Origin of the sequence: Synechococcus sp. CC9902 (assembly GCF_000012505.1) — a bacterium.
Taxonomy (GTDB): Bacteria; Cyanobacteriota; Cyanobacteriia; order PCC-6307; family Cyanobiaceae; genus Parasynechococcus.
Genome location: NC_007513.1, coordinates 1035776 through 1050300 on the forward strand (window position 1 = coordinate 1035776; position 14525 = coordinate 1050300).

Genomic DNA, 14525 nt, shown 5'->3' on the forward strand with positions numbered 1-14525 from the left:
ACGCTGTTGGTTAATCATCAATCCGTTGGCCAGTTTGATCATCGAAAAGGTGCTCAGACGTTTTGAGCCAACTCACGTGGGGATTCTCTCCAATCTGTTGGTCGCCAGGGCAAACCAAACGGAGCTGGCCTCGTGCGCAACGAATCAAGAGCATTTGACTCGCTCCATGCCATTCACGGCTCTCGACTTCGCAAGGGATTCCATTGGGATCGAAGCGAAGATCCTCTGGACGGATGCCCAACGTCTGACCTTGACCAGCGCTGAGCATGTTCATCTGGGGACGCCCGATGAATTGAGCCACAAAGCTGGTGGCGGGGTGGTGATACAACTCCCTGGGAGTGCCGATTTGTTCAATTCGTCCGTGGCGCATGACCGCAATTCGGTCGGCCAATGCCATGGCCTCTTGTTGGTCATGGGTGACATACACCACAGGTTGCGACCCGCCAAGCATCAAGCGTTTTAGTTCAGGCCTCAGTTCTTCGCGCAACTGGGCATCAAGGTTGCTCATGGGCTCATCTAGCAAGTACACCAGGGGATCACGGAGAAGTGCGCGAGCTAAGGCGACGCGTTGCCGCTGCCCCCCGGATAATTGCGCTGGCCTTTGATGAGCCTGATGGCTGAGTTGCAGAACTTCCAAAATCGTTGTGATGCGCTGATCACGCGCTGCTCCATGGCTGCCGCGCATCCGCAGGCCGAGCTCTAAATTTTCCCGAACACTGAGGTGGGGAAATAGGGCATAGCTCTGAAACACCATGCCGACCCTGCGGTCTTCCGCGGGGACGTTGTTCATCTCAGTGCCATCGATGCTGATCGAGCCGCTTTCCGGCTGATCAAGCCCGGCAATCAAGCGAAGAGCTGTGCTTTTGCCACAACCACTTGGTCCCAACAACGCGACGCATTCACCATCGCCAACGTTGAGATCGAGATTGTGGAGAATCGTTCGGCCGCCAAATTTTTTGGTGATCGCTTTGAGGCTGAGTGTCATCCCTTAATCGCTCCATTGGTGAGTCCACTCACGATTTGGCGCTGGAACAACAACACAAGCAACAAAAGTGGAATCGCTCCAATCACTGTGGCAGCCGCATAGGCCCCATAAGGAATGGAGTAAATCGATGACCCTGCGATCCGTGCCATCGCGACTGGAAGCGTGAGTAAATCACTGCGGCTGAGCCAGGTGAGTGCAATCGGGTATTCATTCCATGCGAAGAGAAAAACCAGGATCGCTGTGCTGGCGGAGGCCGGCGCGATCAGCGGCAACATCACCCATCGCAGTCTTTGCCCCAGGGTGAGGCCCTCAAGCCTGGCTGCATCATCAAGATCTTTGGGTAAACCTTCGAAGGCTGCTGTGAGCAAAAGAAGCGCGAGGGGCATGGCCAGCGCGCTGTACGGAAGAGCAAGAGCAAACAGGCTGTTGCCCAGATGAAAGTTGCGCGCCAATTCAAGAAGGGCCAAAAACAGCAACACATAAGGGAAAAGAGCAGCCGCGATCACGCCACTTCTGATGCTTCGCCGCCATCGCCGCGGAAGTTGGGCCAAAACGTAGGCCGCTGGCACAGCCAAAACCAGGGTTAGAACTGTTGAAGCACCAGCCACCACGGTGCTATTCAACAAATATCGCCAGAAGGGTGGATCGCTGGATAAGAGTTCGCGGTAATGAATCAACGTCCAGCGGTTCTGGAAGGGAATGGCTCCATTAACGAGGGCTTCCGAACTTGTAAAAGAGCTGATGAGTTGCCAAATCATCGGGGCCAGAGACCAGATCAGCAGCAACGTCACCAAGACGGCATGTCGACTGCTCACCCATGAACGTTTGCTGCTCATGGCTGCATCGCCCTCAGGGCGCCCGTCATCCGCAGCAGCAGTGCACCGAGCAAAATCAAAGCAGTCAGTAGTAAGAATCCACCGACCATGACGGTGGCGCTGTATCCAAAATCAAGAAAGCGCATCCCGTTCAGATAGGCATATAGAGCAAGGCTTTCCGTGCTTCCTGCTGGGCCTCCCCCGGTGAGCACTTGGATTAAATCGAAGACACCAAACGCCTGGGCCATTCTGAAAAGAAGGCTGAGCAGGATGTATGGCATTAACAGAGGAATGGTGACGCGCCTCAGGGCCTGGAATGCTGAGCCGCCTTCGAGACGAAAGGCGGCATACAGATCCTCTGGAATCGTTTGGAGACCGGCCAAGAGAATCAGCGTGATGAAGGGGGTTGTTTTCCAAACATCAGCAAGCACCGTCACGATCCAAGTCATGGCGGGGGTTGAAAGGAGATTGAGTGGCCCAAAACCAGCGGCTTCCGCTACTTGCTCGATGGGTCCATAGGGCGTGTTGAAAATCCAACGCCAGCCCAAGGCCATCATTGTTGTCGGAAGTGCCCAGGGCAAAAGCGAAAGAGCTCTTACGGCGCTGCGTCCTCGCCAGCGCTGGTCGAGGAGGAGAGCAATGGCGAGGGCCAGGATCAACTCCAGGCCAACGGAGACGATGGCAAATCTTGTGGTTTGACCTGCATCAAGCCAAAAGCGAGAGTCCGTGAGAAGACGCAACCAATTGGCACCCCCGTTGGGGACAGGTACTAAGCCTGTGAGGACGGAGTCGGCATGAAAACTCAGCCAGGCGTACCGAAGCATTGGCCAGCCAAAAACGACAGCCATTAACAACAACGCCGGGAAGGCAAGCAACACCGTCATGCTTCTGCCCCTGTCGCTTTAAGCAGCATGTCGCTTTTGGTTTGAACTCTGTTCATGGCAGCGGCTGAGGCGGCAGTTGCCGTGCCGACATCGCGATTGGTCTTCTCTGGTTCGGCAGTTAGCAGGCCATTCAGTTGGCGTTGAAGAAGATCACTGAGCTGGGCATAAAGCGGTGATGGTGGCCTTGAAACGGAGTACTCCAAAGCCTTCGCGATTTCAGGAAGGGCCGACGACACCGCGATGAGCTCTGGATCCCTAAACAAGCTTTTGCTGGTGGGGGTGTAGCCCTGGTTGAGGAACCGTTCACGCTGCGCAGCTTCAGAGGTGAGATATCGAATCGCTTCAACAGCGGCCTCTTGATGCGGTGACTGTTTGAGCAAGCTCAAACCCCAGCTGCCAACGGTGGCGGCAGGACTTTGATCGGGTTCCGCAACCATCAGTGCAATTCCAACGTTTCCCCGCACGTTGCTTTCGGGTTTTTGGAGCTCTGCCCAGGCATAGGGCCAGTTGCGCATGAATGCTGCATCCCCGGCTTTAAATGCCTGCAGCGATTCTGATTCCGAATAATTGATTACCGCTTTTGGACTGGCTCCAGTTGTGATCAGTGATTGCATCCAGGCGGCTGCACGAGCTGCCGACGTTGCGTCGAGTTCGAGTTGACCGGTGGCTGGGTTAAGCCACTGGCCTCCGAAGCCATGGAGCACTTCAACGAAGTTGCAACTCAATCCTTCGTATTGCCTTCCTTGCCAGACATAGCCATTGGTGACGCGCTTGGTTTGGACCAAATTGATGGCGATGTCGGACAGTTGCTCTGGAGTGGAGGGAGGCGAGTCCATCAGGTCGGTCCGCCAATACAAAACGCCAACATCAGCGCCAAGGGGCCATCGATAGAGCTGACCTTTGTGGTGATTGCCAAGGCGAGCGCCCAAGATCAATTGATCAAGAGCGGCTTGATCGAACCAGGGATCAAGGGGTTCGAGCCAACCTGCTTCGGCATATTTCGGCAGCCAGGTGACATCCATCAACAGGGCATCAAAGGGGGTGTCCCCCAGCAACAAACTGCTAATTGCGAGATCAGAAATCGACTCGGTTTCCAGGGGTCCACGGATGACCTCAAGGTGAATTGATCCGCGGTGCTCACGATTGAAGGCTTCGACCATTTGAGTACTTGCATCCGCATAGGGCGCAGGCATCAAAATTGAGACGGGTACAGGCTGTTTCTGGCCTGACCATGCCAGACAAGCCAGAACAAACAGCAGACCGATCAAGCCGCTGGCAATCCGGAAGCCTCGTCTCATTCGGGCGTCGTTGACGGCGGCTCGAAACCAGAAAGTTGTTCTTCAGCCCAGTCCTTCACGGTGTAATTCTCGACCGCAGTGCACATGCGCGTCATGCGATCGCGTTGTGCATCTGAATCCATGAACAGAGCCTTTTCAATGGCTTCATCCATCCGTTTGTTGGAATACGGGTTTGTGAGAACAGCGCCGTCGAGTACCACAGACGCTCCCGTGAATTCGGAAAGAACAAGAACTCCTCCACGGTTGCGTCGTGCTGCGGCGTATTCCTTAGCAACAAGATTGAGGCCGTCCCGTAAAGGGGTAATCCAACAAACATCGGCTTGACAGAACCAAGCCACCATTTCGTCGTAGGGAATTCTTCGCGTTGAAAAACGAATTGGAACCCAATCTATTTTGCTAAAACGACCATTAATTCGTCCTGCTATCTCTTCTATTGTGCGCTGAGTATCTTCGTAGATCTTCATCCCACTTGCTGCTGCAACGCAAGCCAACATCAGAACCACTTCGCCATGAAGGTCTTCACGACGTTCCAACAGCCTTTCAAAGGTAAGAAGAAGTGCTTCGTTGCCCTTGGTGTAGTCAACGCGACTGGCGGAGAGAATTAACTTGCGTCCTTTTTTTGTGTCTTGAACAATTAGTTCACCATGACTTTCAACAGAAGCACTCCAGCTGAGTTCTTGAATCACATCCGGTGAGGTGCCAACGGGTGAACTCAACAACTGAATGCGACGACCGTTGTGCTCCAGGTAACTCGTAACAGTCCCTTCAGAAAGTGCTGTCCCTACTGGAATGAACTTCGAATCAACCGGAACCTTTGGACCACGTTTTGCTCCCACGAGGGTGCTCGCTGCACGGGCAAAATTCTCGGTGTAACGCGGAATATGAAACCCGACAACATCGCAACAGAGCAAACTTTCTAAGATCTGTTCACGCCAGGGGAGAATCGCAAAAACATCATTGCTTGGGAATGGCGTGTGATGGAAAAAGGCTACTTTTAGATCAGGTCGACTACTTCTTATGTATCCAGGTACGAGCCAAAGGTTGTAATCGTGAACCCAAACAGTTGCTCCCTCTGCAGCTTCTTTGCAAGCGGCTTCAGCAAAACGACGATTAACTTCCTCAAAGATTCCCCAATCAGCATTGTTAACATTAAAATGCGTTGGAAAGGTATGAAGTATTGGCCAAAAACATTCCTTGGAAGTGATGTGATAAAAACTAGATATTTGATTGTCTTCTAAGGGAATCCTGCACAAAGTGAATGGCGCAGGATTCGTCATTTCAATACTTTCGTCCTCTGCATTGTCAACAGAATCAACGCGTCTCCAAGCAATCCATGTTCCATCTTCCTTGTTTCTAAATAAATTTCTAAGGGTTGGTATTATCCCGTTCGGACTTTTTTGATCGACCCAAGTTCTATTGCCTTCGCTATCTATTGATTCGTCAAAAGGTGTTCGGTGATAAAGGATTACGAAAGAACTACTGCCAATGCTCATTGATTATTTCTTGAATTAGTTTCACTACCCTTCATGATGGCCCTGGATTTGTCAAACAGAAGTCTTGTTTTGCAGATTCGTTAGAAAATCAAGGACTTCCTGGGCGTGGCCACTAGGACGCACGGCTACCCACCGTTGCTGCAGAACCCCATCAGGATCAATCAAAAACGTGTGTCGCAAAGAATAGGGAGCCATCCATGAGCCATAAGCCTTGCTGACTGTTCCGTCCGGATCCGACAGGAGGGGGAAACTAAGGCCTTCGCTTTCACAGAAGGACTCGTGATCATCCACGCTGTCGGCGCTGATCCCCACCACTTCTGCGTTTGCCGCTAAATAATCGGAGTGAAGAGTCTCGAATCCACGCGCTTCGATTGTGCAGCCGCCGGTGAAGTCTCTGGGGTAAAAATAAACAGCAACCCAACGGCCCTTGAAATCCTGTAGAGACCAGTTGCTCTGGTCGGGTTGTGAACGGCTGGAACCGGGCAAGCTGAAAGCTGGAGCTGTGTTGCCTGTTTCCAAAACAACACCCCCAAGAGCGGATGCTCTTGAGGGTTTAAGAGACCAAGCTGTAAGCAGTAGGCCGGTTTGAATCAGAAGTTCTCGCCGGTGCACGATCTACAGGGTCAGAGTTTGGCCAGGTTAATGCCCAAAGACTTGGCATAGGGACCCAATCCCTTTTTTTGAATCGTCTTCAAAGCACGGGTGGTGACGCGCAATTTGATCCAACGATTCCCTTCAGCCCACCAAAGGCGACGTTGCTGCAGATTGGCTTGCTGCAACTTCTTGGTGCGGATGTGGGAATGGCTCACGGCCATGCCGTTGTTGGCGCGAGTACCTGTGAGCTGACACACCCGAGACATGTATTTGTCCTACTGATTGAGTTGGTTGGATCTGTACAAACAGCTCCGGCCCCAATCTTACCAAAAGGTCCGTGACTAAAGGCCTCGTTGCATCAGGGTTCCCATCAGTTCAGCGCTTCGGGTTTGAAAGCCAGCAAGTTCGTTGGGCTCGAGTCCGCCCACGCCAAGACGTGCCATGTCATAAAGATGACGGGCGAGGTTTTCCGACAGGCTGAGGGTTGGAGAGCTCTCGCTGTTGCCCACCAAAACACTGCCCGATTGCAACTTGAGCAACCCTTCCACCAAAGGGTGTCGCCGATTCACCAGCAACACGTGATGATCGGGCAATCCAGGTAGCCGTTGTTCCATTAATGCGCCCATATCGTTGAGGCGGCGCATTTGCTCGGGAAGCAAAATCATCGCCGGTGGTGCTCCTTCCGCCTTAAGCGCTTGCACCTGCACGGTCACCTTCTCGTTGTTGAGCGCGTCTTTGATCAAGCTGCGCAGCCGTTCTGAGTCGGTGGTTCCGTCTTGATCAGCCAATTCAGGGTCTTCTTCCTTGAGGCTTTCATCCAGCTCTGCATCCACACGTTGGAACTTGAGTTCCTCATGGCGGTATTCCAGCCATGGGATGAACTGTGTATCAATCACCGTTTCGAGTTTCAGCACCTCTGCTCCCTGCGCTGTCCAAAGATTGAGTGCCCCTGCTTGGGAAACATCGTCTGTGCTGTAAAGAATTCGTTTGCTGTGTTCTTCGCTCAACCGGCTTCGGTATCCCTCCAGTGTGGTGAACGATTTGCCATTGGCTTCGATGGGGTCATCTCCGTCCTGCTCATTTGCATTCGTCGTTGTTCCGAATAGAATCAATTCAGACACTTGATCGGCAAACTTTTCATCTTCCATTGCACCGATTTTTACAAATGGTGCGAGCGAATCCCAGGCTTCGGCGTAAGCTTTGGGATCATCTTTTTTGAGTGACCGCAAGCGATCAGAAACTTTCTTGGCGACAAAATTTCCGATCGAGCGAACCCGCCGATCCGTTTGCAAGGCACTTCTGCTCACATTGAGAGGGATATCCGGAGAATCAATCACTCCCCTTAGCGGCAGAAGGTAGCGAGGTACGACCTCTTTGATTGAATCGCTAACAAACACTTGGTTGCAGTACAACTTGATTTCTCCCTTCTCCCAATCAGCCCGTCCTGTCTGTTTGGGAAAGAATAAAATACCTTGCAAATTATATGGGTAGTCGGTATTTAGATGTACCCAAAGGAGCGGATCGCCTTGGAATGGATACAGATAGTTATAAAGATCGATGTAATCTTGATCACTTAAATCTCTAGAGCTCTTCCGCCAAGGGGCTTCCATTTTGTTGATTGTTTCACCCTCCAGTTGCACTGGAACCGACATAAAGTCGCAGTAGGTGTTGATCAAGGTGCGAATCCTTGCGGGCTCAAGATATTCCATCTCTTCTTCCATGAGATGGAGAACAACATCGGTTCCAGGCTCGCTACGTTCACCCCCCGTTAAGTTGAAATTGGGCGACCCATCGCAGCTCCAACAAACAGGCTCCTGATCGGGTTTAGCCGACTGCGTGATCAACTCGACGCGGTCAGCCACCATGAAGCTTGAGTAAAAGCCAAGGCCGAAGTGGCCGATGATCGCGTCGTCCTCTTGCTTGTATTTCTCTAAAAAATCCTCAGCGCTGGAGAAGGCCACCTGGTTGATGTAGCGCTTCACCTCATCGGCGGTCATGCCGATGCCGTTGTCAGAAATGGTGAGGGTTTTGGCTTCGCGATCCACGTGAATCTTGATGGCTCCATCGTCTCCCTCTGAACAATCGCCAGCCATGGCAGCCATTCTTCGCTTGCTGATGGCATCAACACCATTGCTGACAAGTTCCCTGAGAAATACCTCATGGCCGGAGTAAACGGCCTTTTTAATGATCGGGAAGATGTTTTCGGTGTGGATCTGAATTTGACCCTGTTCGTCCAACACCGCCATGACAACAACGTGAAAACCTGACCATAGAGATGGGTGCTGTCCTAACTCAACGACGGTTGTAGGGGGGGTCTCCGAACCATCACCGGCTTGCCTAGAGCAACCTCATGCAAACTTGTGTTTTGGCTGATTGGCCGTGACATTGCAGGGTTGGCGGATTACGACCTTGGTGACTTGTCTCATTGTCGTTGGCTTGGTGATCAACTTTGGGCTGGCGGGGTGGAATGCACCGGCGATCACCCATGCGATCGATGCCACGGGGCGGAGTTCCCTCATCCTTTTTGCGATTGCTTTTACGGCCTCCAGCGTTGTAAGTGTTTGGCCGTCTTCTCTCTCTCGTTGGTCGCTGCGAAATCGGCGTTGGATCGGTCTCAGTTTCGCTTCATCCCATTTCATCCATCTCGGTCTGATCATCTCGATGACCGTTTTCTTTCCGGATCCATTTGTGCGTGATCAGTCCATGGCTCAGTGGGTGTTTGGTGGACTTGCCTATGGGTTTGTGTTGTTAATGGCACTTACCTCAACCGATCAGGCTCAGCGTTGGATGGGGATGAAGACCTGGAAACGTCTTCACTTTGTTGGAAGCCATTGGATCTGGACGCTCTTCTTGCTCACTTATTTGAAACATGTGAAGCAAGGCCCCATGTGGTTTTATCTGCCCTTCTTGGTGTTCACCTTGGCGTTGATTCCAATTCGATATGCGAAACACACACCTCCAAAAGCTCCCATCGGAGCATCGATGTGAGCGGCTCTCAGCCGGCTTTTTGAAGATCTGGCCGCTCTTCGGCCAGGATCGCGCCTTCAACGGGGCACACCTGTAGGCAGATCCCGCAATCGATACAGGTGTCGAAATTGATCACGTAAAAATCGGTGCCCTTGCTGTTTTTACCGCTGCCTTGGTCGATACAGGCCACTGGGCATGCATCAACGCAATCGGCGATGCCTTCGCACACCTCAGAAACGATGGTGTGGGCCATGGCAAAACAATCTCCGTTGGCTGAACTTTAAAGATCCACCCAGTCGAGCTGTAGGTCCCCGCGAGCCTGCGCAAGAGCCTGGGCTTCATCCATGGATCGGATCGGCTGCAGCTCGAGGACAGCACTGTGTCCTTTCGCATGCCATTGCTGCTGGTGATCGAGGGCCGTTTCCAAGTTTGAATTCGAGGAGTAGGCCACCAACACGTCCGTCGTGTCTGCTTTTGCCGATTCATCCTCCACTAGGAGCTCTCGAATCGGATCGATCGCCAAGCTGAAGCCCGCGCCAAATGCTTGGTTTTCAGGTGCTCCACACCGTTGAACCAGCTCGTCGTAACGACCGCCACGGGCAAGCACCACGGGTGCCGAACGGCCGTTGCAGACCAGCTGAAAGACCAACCCGGTGTACAGCTCAAATTGGGGTTGAAAGGTGGGGTCGAGTTGAAGAGCGATGTCTTGCTCAAGGGCTGTTTTGCTGAGGAGCGAGCAAAGGCGATCGAGATCCTCAAAGACGGGTTGTTGGCCAAACAAGTGTCGTAGCTGCTGGAGCACGTCTTTTGGCGTTCCACGACACTCCATCAGTGACAGCAGTGTTTTGCGTTCGTTGGGCAACAACTCCATCGTTTCGACGGCTAGACGGTCGAAATGGACCAGAGCCCAACGCACCGCATCCCGTTTTGGACCCTCGTATGGAGAAAGGATCAATTCCATGAGTTGGGTATGTCCCAACAGCAGTCGAGGTTGCGTCGATGGGCCCAGCTTCAAAGAGGCGATAGATGCCATCAACAGGCTGAGCAATTCCATCTCCGCCTCGATGGCGGCGACTCCAAATAGCTCCACTCCGCTCTGGAGGTTTTCTTCAATGCACTGACCACCCTCGTCTGCGGCCCTGGATCGAAACACGGTGCCTGATGCCCACAAACGCATGGGGCGTGGTCGTGTTGCCAGTCGCGTGCAGGCGGCTCGAGCAATCGATGCCGTCATTTCTGGTCGTAACCCCAATGGGTCGTCAGCGACAAGACGCACAATGTCGCGACTGGCGATGGCACCCCCCGCCATCAAAGTTTTCATCCGTTCCACACGGGGCGGAGAAACCTCGTCATAACCCCAAAGTCGAAACACACGAGCGAGTCGCTCCGTGATGTTCCGATTGGTTTCCACCTGGTGCGGATTCAGATCCCTTGCGCCAGCGGCTGGTTGCAGCGCCATTGTCGGAGTACTCGCCTCGTGATCAGGATCCCATGGCCGTGACCTCGGGCGCCCCGAAAGCTGATCCTTCCAAGGGCGTCACCTGGGCAAGTACATCGAGAATGGCTGGATGCAGCTGTGGTCCAGCGGCGACAACGCGTCCCGAGTTCAGCTGAAATGCCTCGCCTTGATATCCACTGATATGCCCTCCAGCGATATCCACCAAGGCGACACCCGCAGCAAGATCCCATGGAGATAAACCACGTTCCCAATAGCCGTCTTGACGCCCTGCGGCGACGAAGGCCAGGTCGACTGCCGCGGCACCACCTCGTCGAACTCCCCGGGTGCGATGGGTCAACCAGCAAAACTCTGCGTAGTTGTTGTCCAAGCGGGTGTGTCGGTCGTAGGCGAATCCAGTCACGAGCAGTGAATCCTCGAGTTGTTGACAGCTGCTCACGGTGATCGCCTGTTCGTTGCAGAACGCCCCTATCCCGGGTGCTCCCCAATACACCTCTCCAAGAAAAGGAACCGCAATGGCTCCAAGCACTGGTGTTTGACGAAACGTGAGACCAATGGAAGTGGCGAAGAATGGATAGCCATGGGCAAAATTCGTTGTCCCATCAAGCGGATCAACGCACCAACGCAGGCCGTCCTGTTCACCTGCTGCACCACTCTCTTCAGCTAAGACTGCGATATCTGGCGTTGCAGCTGCCAAACAATCCAACACAACCTTTTCTGCGGCGACATCGGCGTTCGTGACGAGATCACCGACGCGACCTTTGCTTTTTATGGAGGCCAGGCGTCCGTAGTGGCGCATCAACTCAGCTCCTCCGAGTTCAGCGGCTTCGCGAGCGATTTCAACCAGTCGTGTGAGTTCAGTCGTGGTTAAACCGGCCTCCGCTGCGGCCGTTGCCGTGAGTTGTTGGGCCATGGATTCACTCTTCTTCGATGGGGAGACCGGGACTGACTTTGCCTCGGCCGAAGTGTTGTCCAAATTGCAGTTCGTAAACCTCGTCTTCGTCTTGGGTCTCGGCTTCGAGAGGACCAATGGCTCTGGCGACGCACAACAGTCCGTATCCCTTTCGGCGTAGCTCATGGGACAAGCCCATGGCTTCCTTTTGATCTAGCTGGCCGCTTTGGACGCGGACAGCACAGCTCGTACAGCATCCATTTCGACAGGAAAAAGGAAGCGGATCCCCCTGCTCTTCAAAGCTCTGCAGGATGTAGTCGCCTTCTGCAACCTCGTGGGTGATGGTGCGGTTCTCTTGCCGCCAGTGAATGGTGATCTGGTGGCTAGGGCTCATGCCATCCATCTGGAAACGCCCTGCTACATTGGCATCTGCCCCATAAAAGCCGGTGGAGAGCTGGCCGAGTGGTCGAAGGCGCAGCACTGGAAATGCTGTATAGGGGCAACTCTATCGAGGGTTCGAATCCCTCGCTCTCCGTCACATAACACCCAAACCCCTTGCTTTGCAGGGGTTTTTTTATTGGAATTTCTAAAAAAAAGGGGGGAGATGTTCTTCTATGCGACTTTTAAAGACTTAAGGACTAATTTGCAGAGACTTCGTTGCTTAAGCTCATACAAGCAAGTCACGTTTTTGCCTAAATTCAAAAGTAGTTATGATCTTAAGAGTAAGATATGAGGCTTCAATGATCGAGCTTTGGATCCTGATTTAATGTCTCAATTCGAAGACGTTAGCTTGTACAGGACTGCTTCTCAGGGCATCTGATTGAGTATTTCTGGGGATTTTGGTGGTCATTGATCCAGTGGAATGGATGGATGCATCTCCGTTGGTGAATCACTTATGGGTCGCGCGCTACTGAGTGAATCATGCATGACAGGAAATGGTATATATACTTAGGCATTAATACGTAAAGTATTAATTGTGCTGGTTTACATGCATTGCCAGCATGATCTCAAACTCTTAATAGCCTGAAGATATGAATGGGTGCTTGATGACTTCCACTAACTCGTCAGACTTTTCATCCTTTGATTCTGTGTATACATCAGATGCTCATGATGAATATTTACTGGAGGTGTGGTTAAAGTCGCGGCTATTTTTTCTTCGACTTGCACATCCGGTTGATGATGTAGTTGCACTCATGGAAGAATTTGAGACAGGCGCTGCTCTCAAATCCGACTCATGGAAATAGAATGTATTTAGGCCAATGGTGGTTGATTGGAAAGTGCGAGACTACGTCAACTAAATTTTTTAGAGCCTCCTTGTTCTTACGTCGGGATCGTTGAAATCATTCGATTTTGCGTTGAAGCATCACTATCTCACCGTAGAAAATTGCCATTGCACCGACGGCAGCAGCTGAAATCGCAAAAACAGTGAGAATCATTCAATAACCCTTGATTGCGATGGTCTAAAGGGGTTATGCCCATTGGGCGTTATGGAGAACCGCCCTCCTATGGGCGGGTTAGTGCATGTCGGCTCGGGCGACTCTTGGTTTCTAGCCAGCAAGGCCGAGCGATCATGTATGTTAATGAATGTAAAGCAACGTGTACGAATATGAATGGCTGGTTCGCAGCGCTCTACTTCCTCTTCTTCGCAGTGATAGCAGGAGGTGCTTTTGCAATGATGTGGGGAAACATTCGCTACACCAGCTGGGATAAGCCAGCCAAGCGCCACCCCGAAGCACCCCAACCAGGCGAGGAAGTTCTCTACGCCAATCTCAGTCGTGAAAAGCTTGAGGAGCTTTATCAAAAATGATGAAATCTATTCTCTCTCTGATGTTTGCTGCACTGATGTGGGTTCAAGTTCCTCAATGGGATGCGGATTGGAGCAAGTGTGCCGTTGATGTTCCCGACACTGCCTGCCATTGGTACATCACTGCTCCAGATTCCACGATGGGTGAAGGCTTTAGTTGGGAAAACTCTCCTTGGTTCTCTGTTGAAGGCTTGAGAGATATTGGTGAACTAAGCAACACAGTTGAGTCTTTGCAAGCAACCTGAGCTTGTTTTCAATTGGTTTGAAGCTTAGAATTGCTGGGCTAATGTGTAAATCACTGATACTTTTGATTTAAGGAATATACAATCTTGGTATTCTAAATTGCTTTTTGAGCGCGCCATTGCCACAGCTTACATGATTTGGCTTTACAGATTTCTTGAAAAATAGAACACTCTTGTACGATATAAAATTAGCCACCTCGAGCCATATTTTTTATTGTTACCAGCTAAGACTTTAGCCTTGCTTTCCTAAGCTTTATAAATTGAAGCTAGCCAAATCGTCCAGACACATAGTCTTGTGTGGCTTGCTGTTGGGGAGAATTAAAAATAGATTGAGTATCATTGAATTCCACTAAATAACCAACTTTCCCGGATCGATTCTCGACTGTTTCTGCATTAAAAAAGGCCGTTTCATCACTCACCCGAACGGCCTGTTGCATATTGTGAGTCACAATTACAATGGTGAAGCTCTTCTTGAGCTCATGCATTGTTTCTTCGATCTTCAATGTAGAAATTGGGTCTAAGGCAGAGCAGGGTTCATCCATCAATATTACCTCCGGTTGGGTGGCAATCGTACGGGCAATACATAACCGTTGTTGTTGTCCACCAGATAAGGAGCAACCGCTGTCTTTTAGCTTGTCTTTGCATTCATCCCAAACAGCGGCCTGACGGAGAGAACGCTCCACCAATTCATCCATATTTCCTGTATATCCGTTGATACGGGCGCCGAACGCAACATTTTCATAGATGCTTTTTGGGAATGGGTTGGGTTGTTGAAACACCATTCCAATGCGTCGCCTAACTTCGACTGGGTCGACAGCAGCGTCGTATAAATCAACACCGTCAAAAAGTACGCGTCCTTTCAACGTGCAACCTTCGATTAAATCATTCATGCGATTAATCGATCGTAAAAGTGTTGATTTTCCACATCCTGAAGGCCCAATAAAAGCCGTTACTTTGCCGGTTGATATTTCACAAAAAACATCTTTAACTGCAGCAGATTTGCCATAGCTAATGGTCACGTTCTGCATTGAAACTGCAATATTTTCAGCGGTGCTCTGTTGTTTGTCTGCGGATTCCTTAGTCATGGCGCCCTGT

General features: G+C 51.6%; 16 protein-coding genes and 1 tRNA gene. 4 read left to right on the plus strand and 13 right to left on the minus strand.

The genetic code is table 11. The features are described from left to right. Positions 1-10: 10 nt before the first annotated feature. From SYNCC9902_RS05380 to htpG, 8 genes are all read right to left on the minus strand, one after another. Positions 11-985 carry an ABC transporter ATP-binding protein gene (locus SYNCC9902_RS05380; RefSeq protein WP_011359870.1) on the minus strand — a complete coding sequence of 325 codons (975 nt, stop codon included), beginning with the start codon at positions 983-985 and terminating at the stop codon, positions 11-13. Further along, complete coding sequence (locus SYNCC9902_RS05385) at positions 982-1821, minus strand: carbohydrate ABC transporter permease (RefSeq protein WP_011359871.1); 840 nt, start codon at positions 1819-1821, stop codon at positions 982-984. Before SYNCC9902_RS05385 ends, SYNCC9902_RS05380 begins: the two co-directional genes overlap by 4 nt. Further along, the gene (locus SYNCC9902_RS05390) at positions 1818-2684 is read right to left on the minus strand and encodes a carbohydrate ABC transporter permease (protein WP_011359872.1); all 867 of its coding nucleotides are present in this window, start codon (positions 2682-2684) and stop codon (positions 1818-1820) included. Before SYNCC9902_RS05390 ends, SYNCC9902_RS05385 begins: the two co-directional genes overlap by 4 nt. Beyond that, positions 2681-3982, minus strand: a complete 1302-nt coding sequence (locus SYNCC9902_RS05395; protein ID WP_011359873.1) for an ABC transporter substrate-binding protein — start codon at positions 3980-3982, stop codon at positions 2681-2683. Before SYNCC9902_RS05395 ends, SYNCC9902_RS05390 begins: the two co-directional genes overlap by 4 nt. After that, on the minus strand, positions 3979-5475 hold the full coding sequence (ggpS, locus tag SYNCC9902_RS05400; RefSeq protein ID WP_011359874.1) for a glucosylglycerol-phosphate synthase: 1497 nt from the start codon (positions 5473-5475) through the stop codon (positions 3979-3981). Before ggpS ends, SYNCC9902_RS05395 begins: the two co-directional genes overlap by 4 nt. 51 nt (positions 5476-5526) lie before the next feature. Continuing rightward, positions 5527-6087: a peroxiredoxin gene (locus SYNCC9902_RS05405; RefSeq protein WP_011359875.1), complete on the minus strand. Its 561-nt coding sequence runs from the start codon at positions 6085-6087 to the stop codon at positions 5527-5529. 11 nt (positions 6088-6098) lie between these two features. Continuing rightward, complete coding sequence (gene rpmB / locus SYNCC9902_RS05410; RefSeq protein WP_009789734.1) at positions 6099-6335, minus strand: 50S ribosomal protein L28; 237 nt, start codon at positions 6333-6335, stop codon at positions 6099-6101. Between the two features lie 75 nt (positions 6336-6410). Continuing rightward, positions 6411-8315, minus strand: a complete 1905-nt coding sequence (gene htpG / locus SYNCC9902_RS05415; RefSeq protein ID WP_011359876.1) for a molecular chaperone HtpG — start codon at positions 8313-8315, stop codon at positions 6411-6413. Positions 8316-8448: 133 nt separating this feature from the next. On the opposite strand from htpG, the gene SYNCC9902_RS05420 reads away from it, so the two are divergent. After that, positions 8449-9057, plus strand: coding sequence for a ferric reductase-like transmembrane domain-containing protein (locus SYNCC9902_RS05420; protein ID WP_011359877.1), 609 nt, complete (start codon positions 8449-8451; stop codon positions 9055-9057). 7 nt (positions 9058-9064) lie between these two features. On the opposite strand, the gene SYNCC9902_RS05425 is transcribed toward SYNCC9902_RS05420, so the two are convergent. Genes SYNCC9902_RS05425 through SYNCC9902_RS05440 form a run of 4 tightly spaced genes read right to left on the minus strand, consistent with a single transcriptional unit; the run spans position 9065 to position 11778 of the window. Continuing rightward, the gene (locus SYNCC9902_RS05425) at positions 9065-9289 is read right to left on the minus strand and encodes an indolepyruvate ferredoxin oxidoreductase subunit alpha (protein ID WP_011359878.1); all 225 of its coding nucleotides are present in this window, start codon (positions 9287-9289) and stop codon (positions 9065-9067) included. Positions 9290-9316: 27 nt separating this feature from the next. Next, positions 9317-10495: an ATP phosphoribosyltransferase regulatory subunit gene (locus SYNCC9902_RS05430; RefSeq protein WP_011359879.1), complete on the minus strand. Its 1179-nt coding sequence runs from the start codon at positions 10493-10495 to the stop codon at positions 9317-9319. A gap of 22 nt (positions 10496-10517) precedes the next feature. Beyond that, the gene (locus tag SYNCC9902_RS05435; protein ID WP_011359880.1) at positions 10518-11405 is read right to left on the minus strand and encodes an inositol monophosphatase family protein; all 888 of its coding nucleotides are present in this window, start codon (positions 11403-11405) and stop codon (positions 10518-10520) included. 4 nt (positions 11406-11409) lie between these two features. Continuing rightward, positions 11410-11778: a 2Fe-2S iron-sulfur cluster-binding protein gene (locus SYNCC9902_RS05440; protein ID WP_041425380.1), complete on the minus strand. Its 369-nt coding sequence runs from the start codon at positions 11776-11778 to the stop codon at positions 11410-11412. Between the two features lie 54 nt (positions 11779-11832). On the opposite strand from SYNCC9902_RS05440, the gene SYNCC9902_RS05445 reads away from it, so the two are divergent. From SYNCC9902_RS05445 to SYNCC9902_RS05455, 3 genes are all read left to right on the plus strand, one after another. After that, positions 11833-11919: transfer RNA gene (locus SYNCC9902_RS05445), tRNA-Ser, on the plus strand. Positions 11920-12990: 1071 nt separating this feature from the next. Continuing rightward, positions 12991-13191: a hypothetical protein gene (locus SYNCC9902_RS05450; RefSeq protein WP_041424971.1), complete on the plus strand. Its 201-nt coding sequence runs from the start codon at positions 12991-12993 to the stop codon at positions 13189-13191. Next, entirely contained in the window at positions 13188-13433 is a 246-nt protein-coding gene (locus tag SYNCC9902_RS05455) for a hypothetical protein (protein WP_011359882.1), read from the plus strand. The genes SYNCC9902_RS05450 and SYNCC9902_RS05455 overlap by 4 nt, the downstream gene beginning before the upstream one ends. A 263-nt stretch (positions 13434-13696) precedes the next feature. Here SYNCC9902_RS05455 and pstB read toward each other — a convergent pair whose 3' ends face one another. Continuing rightward, positions 13697-14515: a phosphate ABC transporter ATP-binding protein PstB gene (pstB, locus tag SYNCC9902_RS05460; protein WP_011359883.1), complete on the minus strand. Its 819-nt coding sequence runs from the start codon at positions 14513-14515 to the stop codon at positions 13697-13699. Positions 14516-14525 lie beyond the last annotated feature (10 nt).

Coding starts and splice junctions, on each gene's coding strand:
- SYNCC9902_RS05380 (WP_011359870.1), bottom strand. CDS start 985: ATGACACTCAGCCTCAAAGCGATCACCAAAAAATTTGGCGGCCGAACG.
- SYNCC9902_RS05385 (WP_011359871.1), bottom strand. CDS start 1,821: ATGAGCAGCAAACGTTCATGGGTGAGCAGTCGACATGCCGTCTTGGTG.
- SYNCC9902_RS05390 (WP_011359872.1), bottom strand. CDS start 2,684: ATGACGGTGTTGCTTGCCTTCCCGGCGTTGTTGTTAATGGCTGTCGTT.
- SYNCC9902_RS05395 (WP_011359873.1), bottom strand. CDS start 3,982: ATGAGACGAGGCTTCCGGATTGCCAGCGGCTTGATCGGTCTGCTGTTT.
- ggpS (WP_011359874.1), bottom strand. CDS start 5,475: ATGAGCATTGGCAGTAGTTCTTTCGTAATCCTTTATCACCGAACACCT.
- rpmB (WP_009789734.1), bottom strand. CDS start 6,335: ATGTCTCGGGTGTGTCAGCTCACAGGTACTCGCGCCAACAACGGCATG.
- htpG (WP_011359876.1), bottom strand. CDS start 8,315: ATGGCGGTGTTGGACGAACAGGGTCAAATTCAGATCCACACCGAAAAC.
- SYNCC9902_RS05425 (WP_011359878.1), bottom strand. CDS start 9,289: ATGGCCCACACCATCGTTTCTGAGGTGTGCGAAGGCATCGCCGATTGC.
- SYNCC9902_RS05430 (WP_011359879.1), bottom strand. CDS start 10,495: ATGGCGCTGCAACCAGCCGCTGGCGCAAGGGATCTGAATCCGCACCAG.
- SYNCC9902_RS05435 (WP_011359880.1), bottom strand. CDS start 11,405: ATGGCCCAACAACTCACGGCAACGGCCGCAGCGGAGGCCGGTTTAACC.
- SYNCC9902_RS05440 (WP_041425380.1), bottom strand. CDS start 11,778: ATGAGCCCTAGCCACCAGATCACCATTCACTGGCGGCAAGAGAACCGC.
- SYNCC9902_RS05450 (WP_041424971.1), top strand. CDS start 12,991: ATGAATGGCTGGTTCGCAGCGCTCTACTTCCTCTTCTTCGCAGTGATA.
- SYNCC9902_RS05455 (WP_011359882.1), top strand. CDS start 13,188: ATGATGAAATCTATTCTCTCTCTGATGTTTGCTGCACTGATGTGGGTT.
- pstB (WP_011359883.1), bottom strand. CDS start 14,515: ATGACTAAGGAATCCGCAGACAAACAACAGAGCACCGCTGAAAATATT.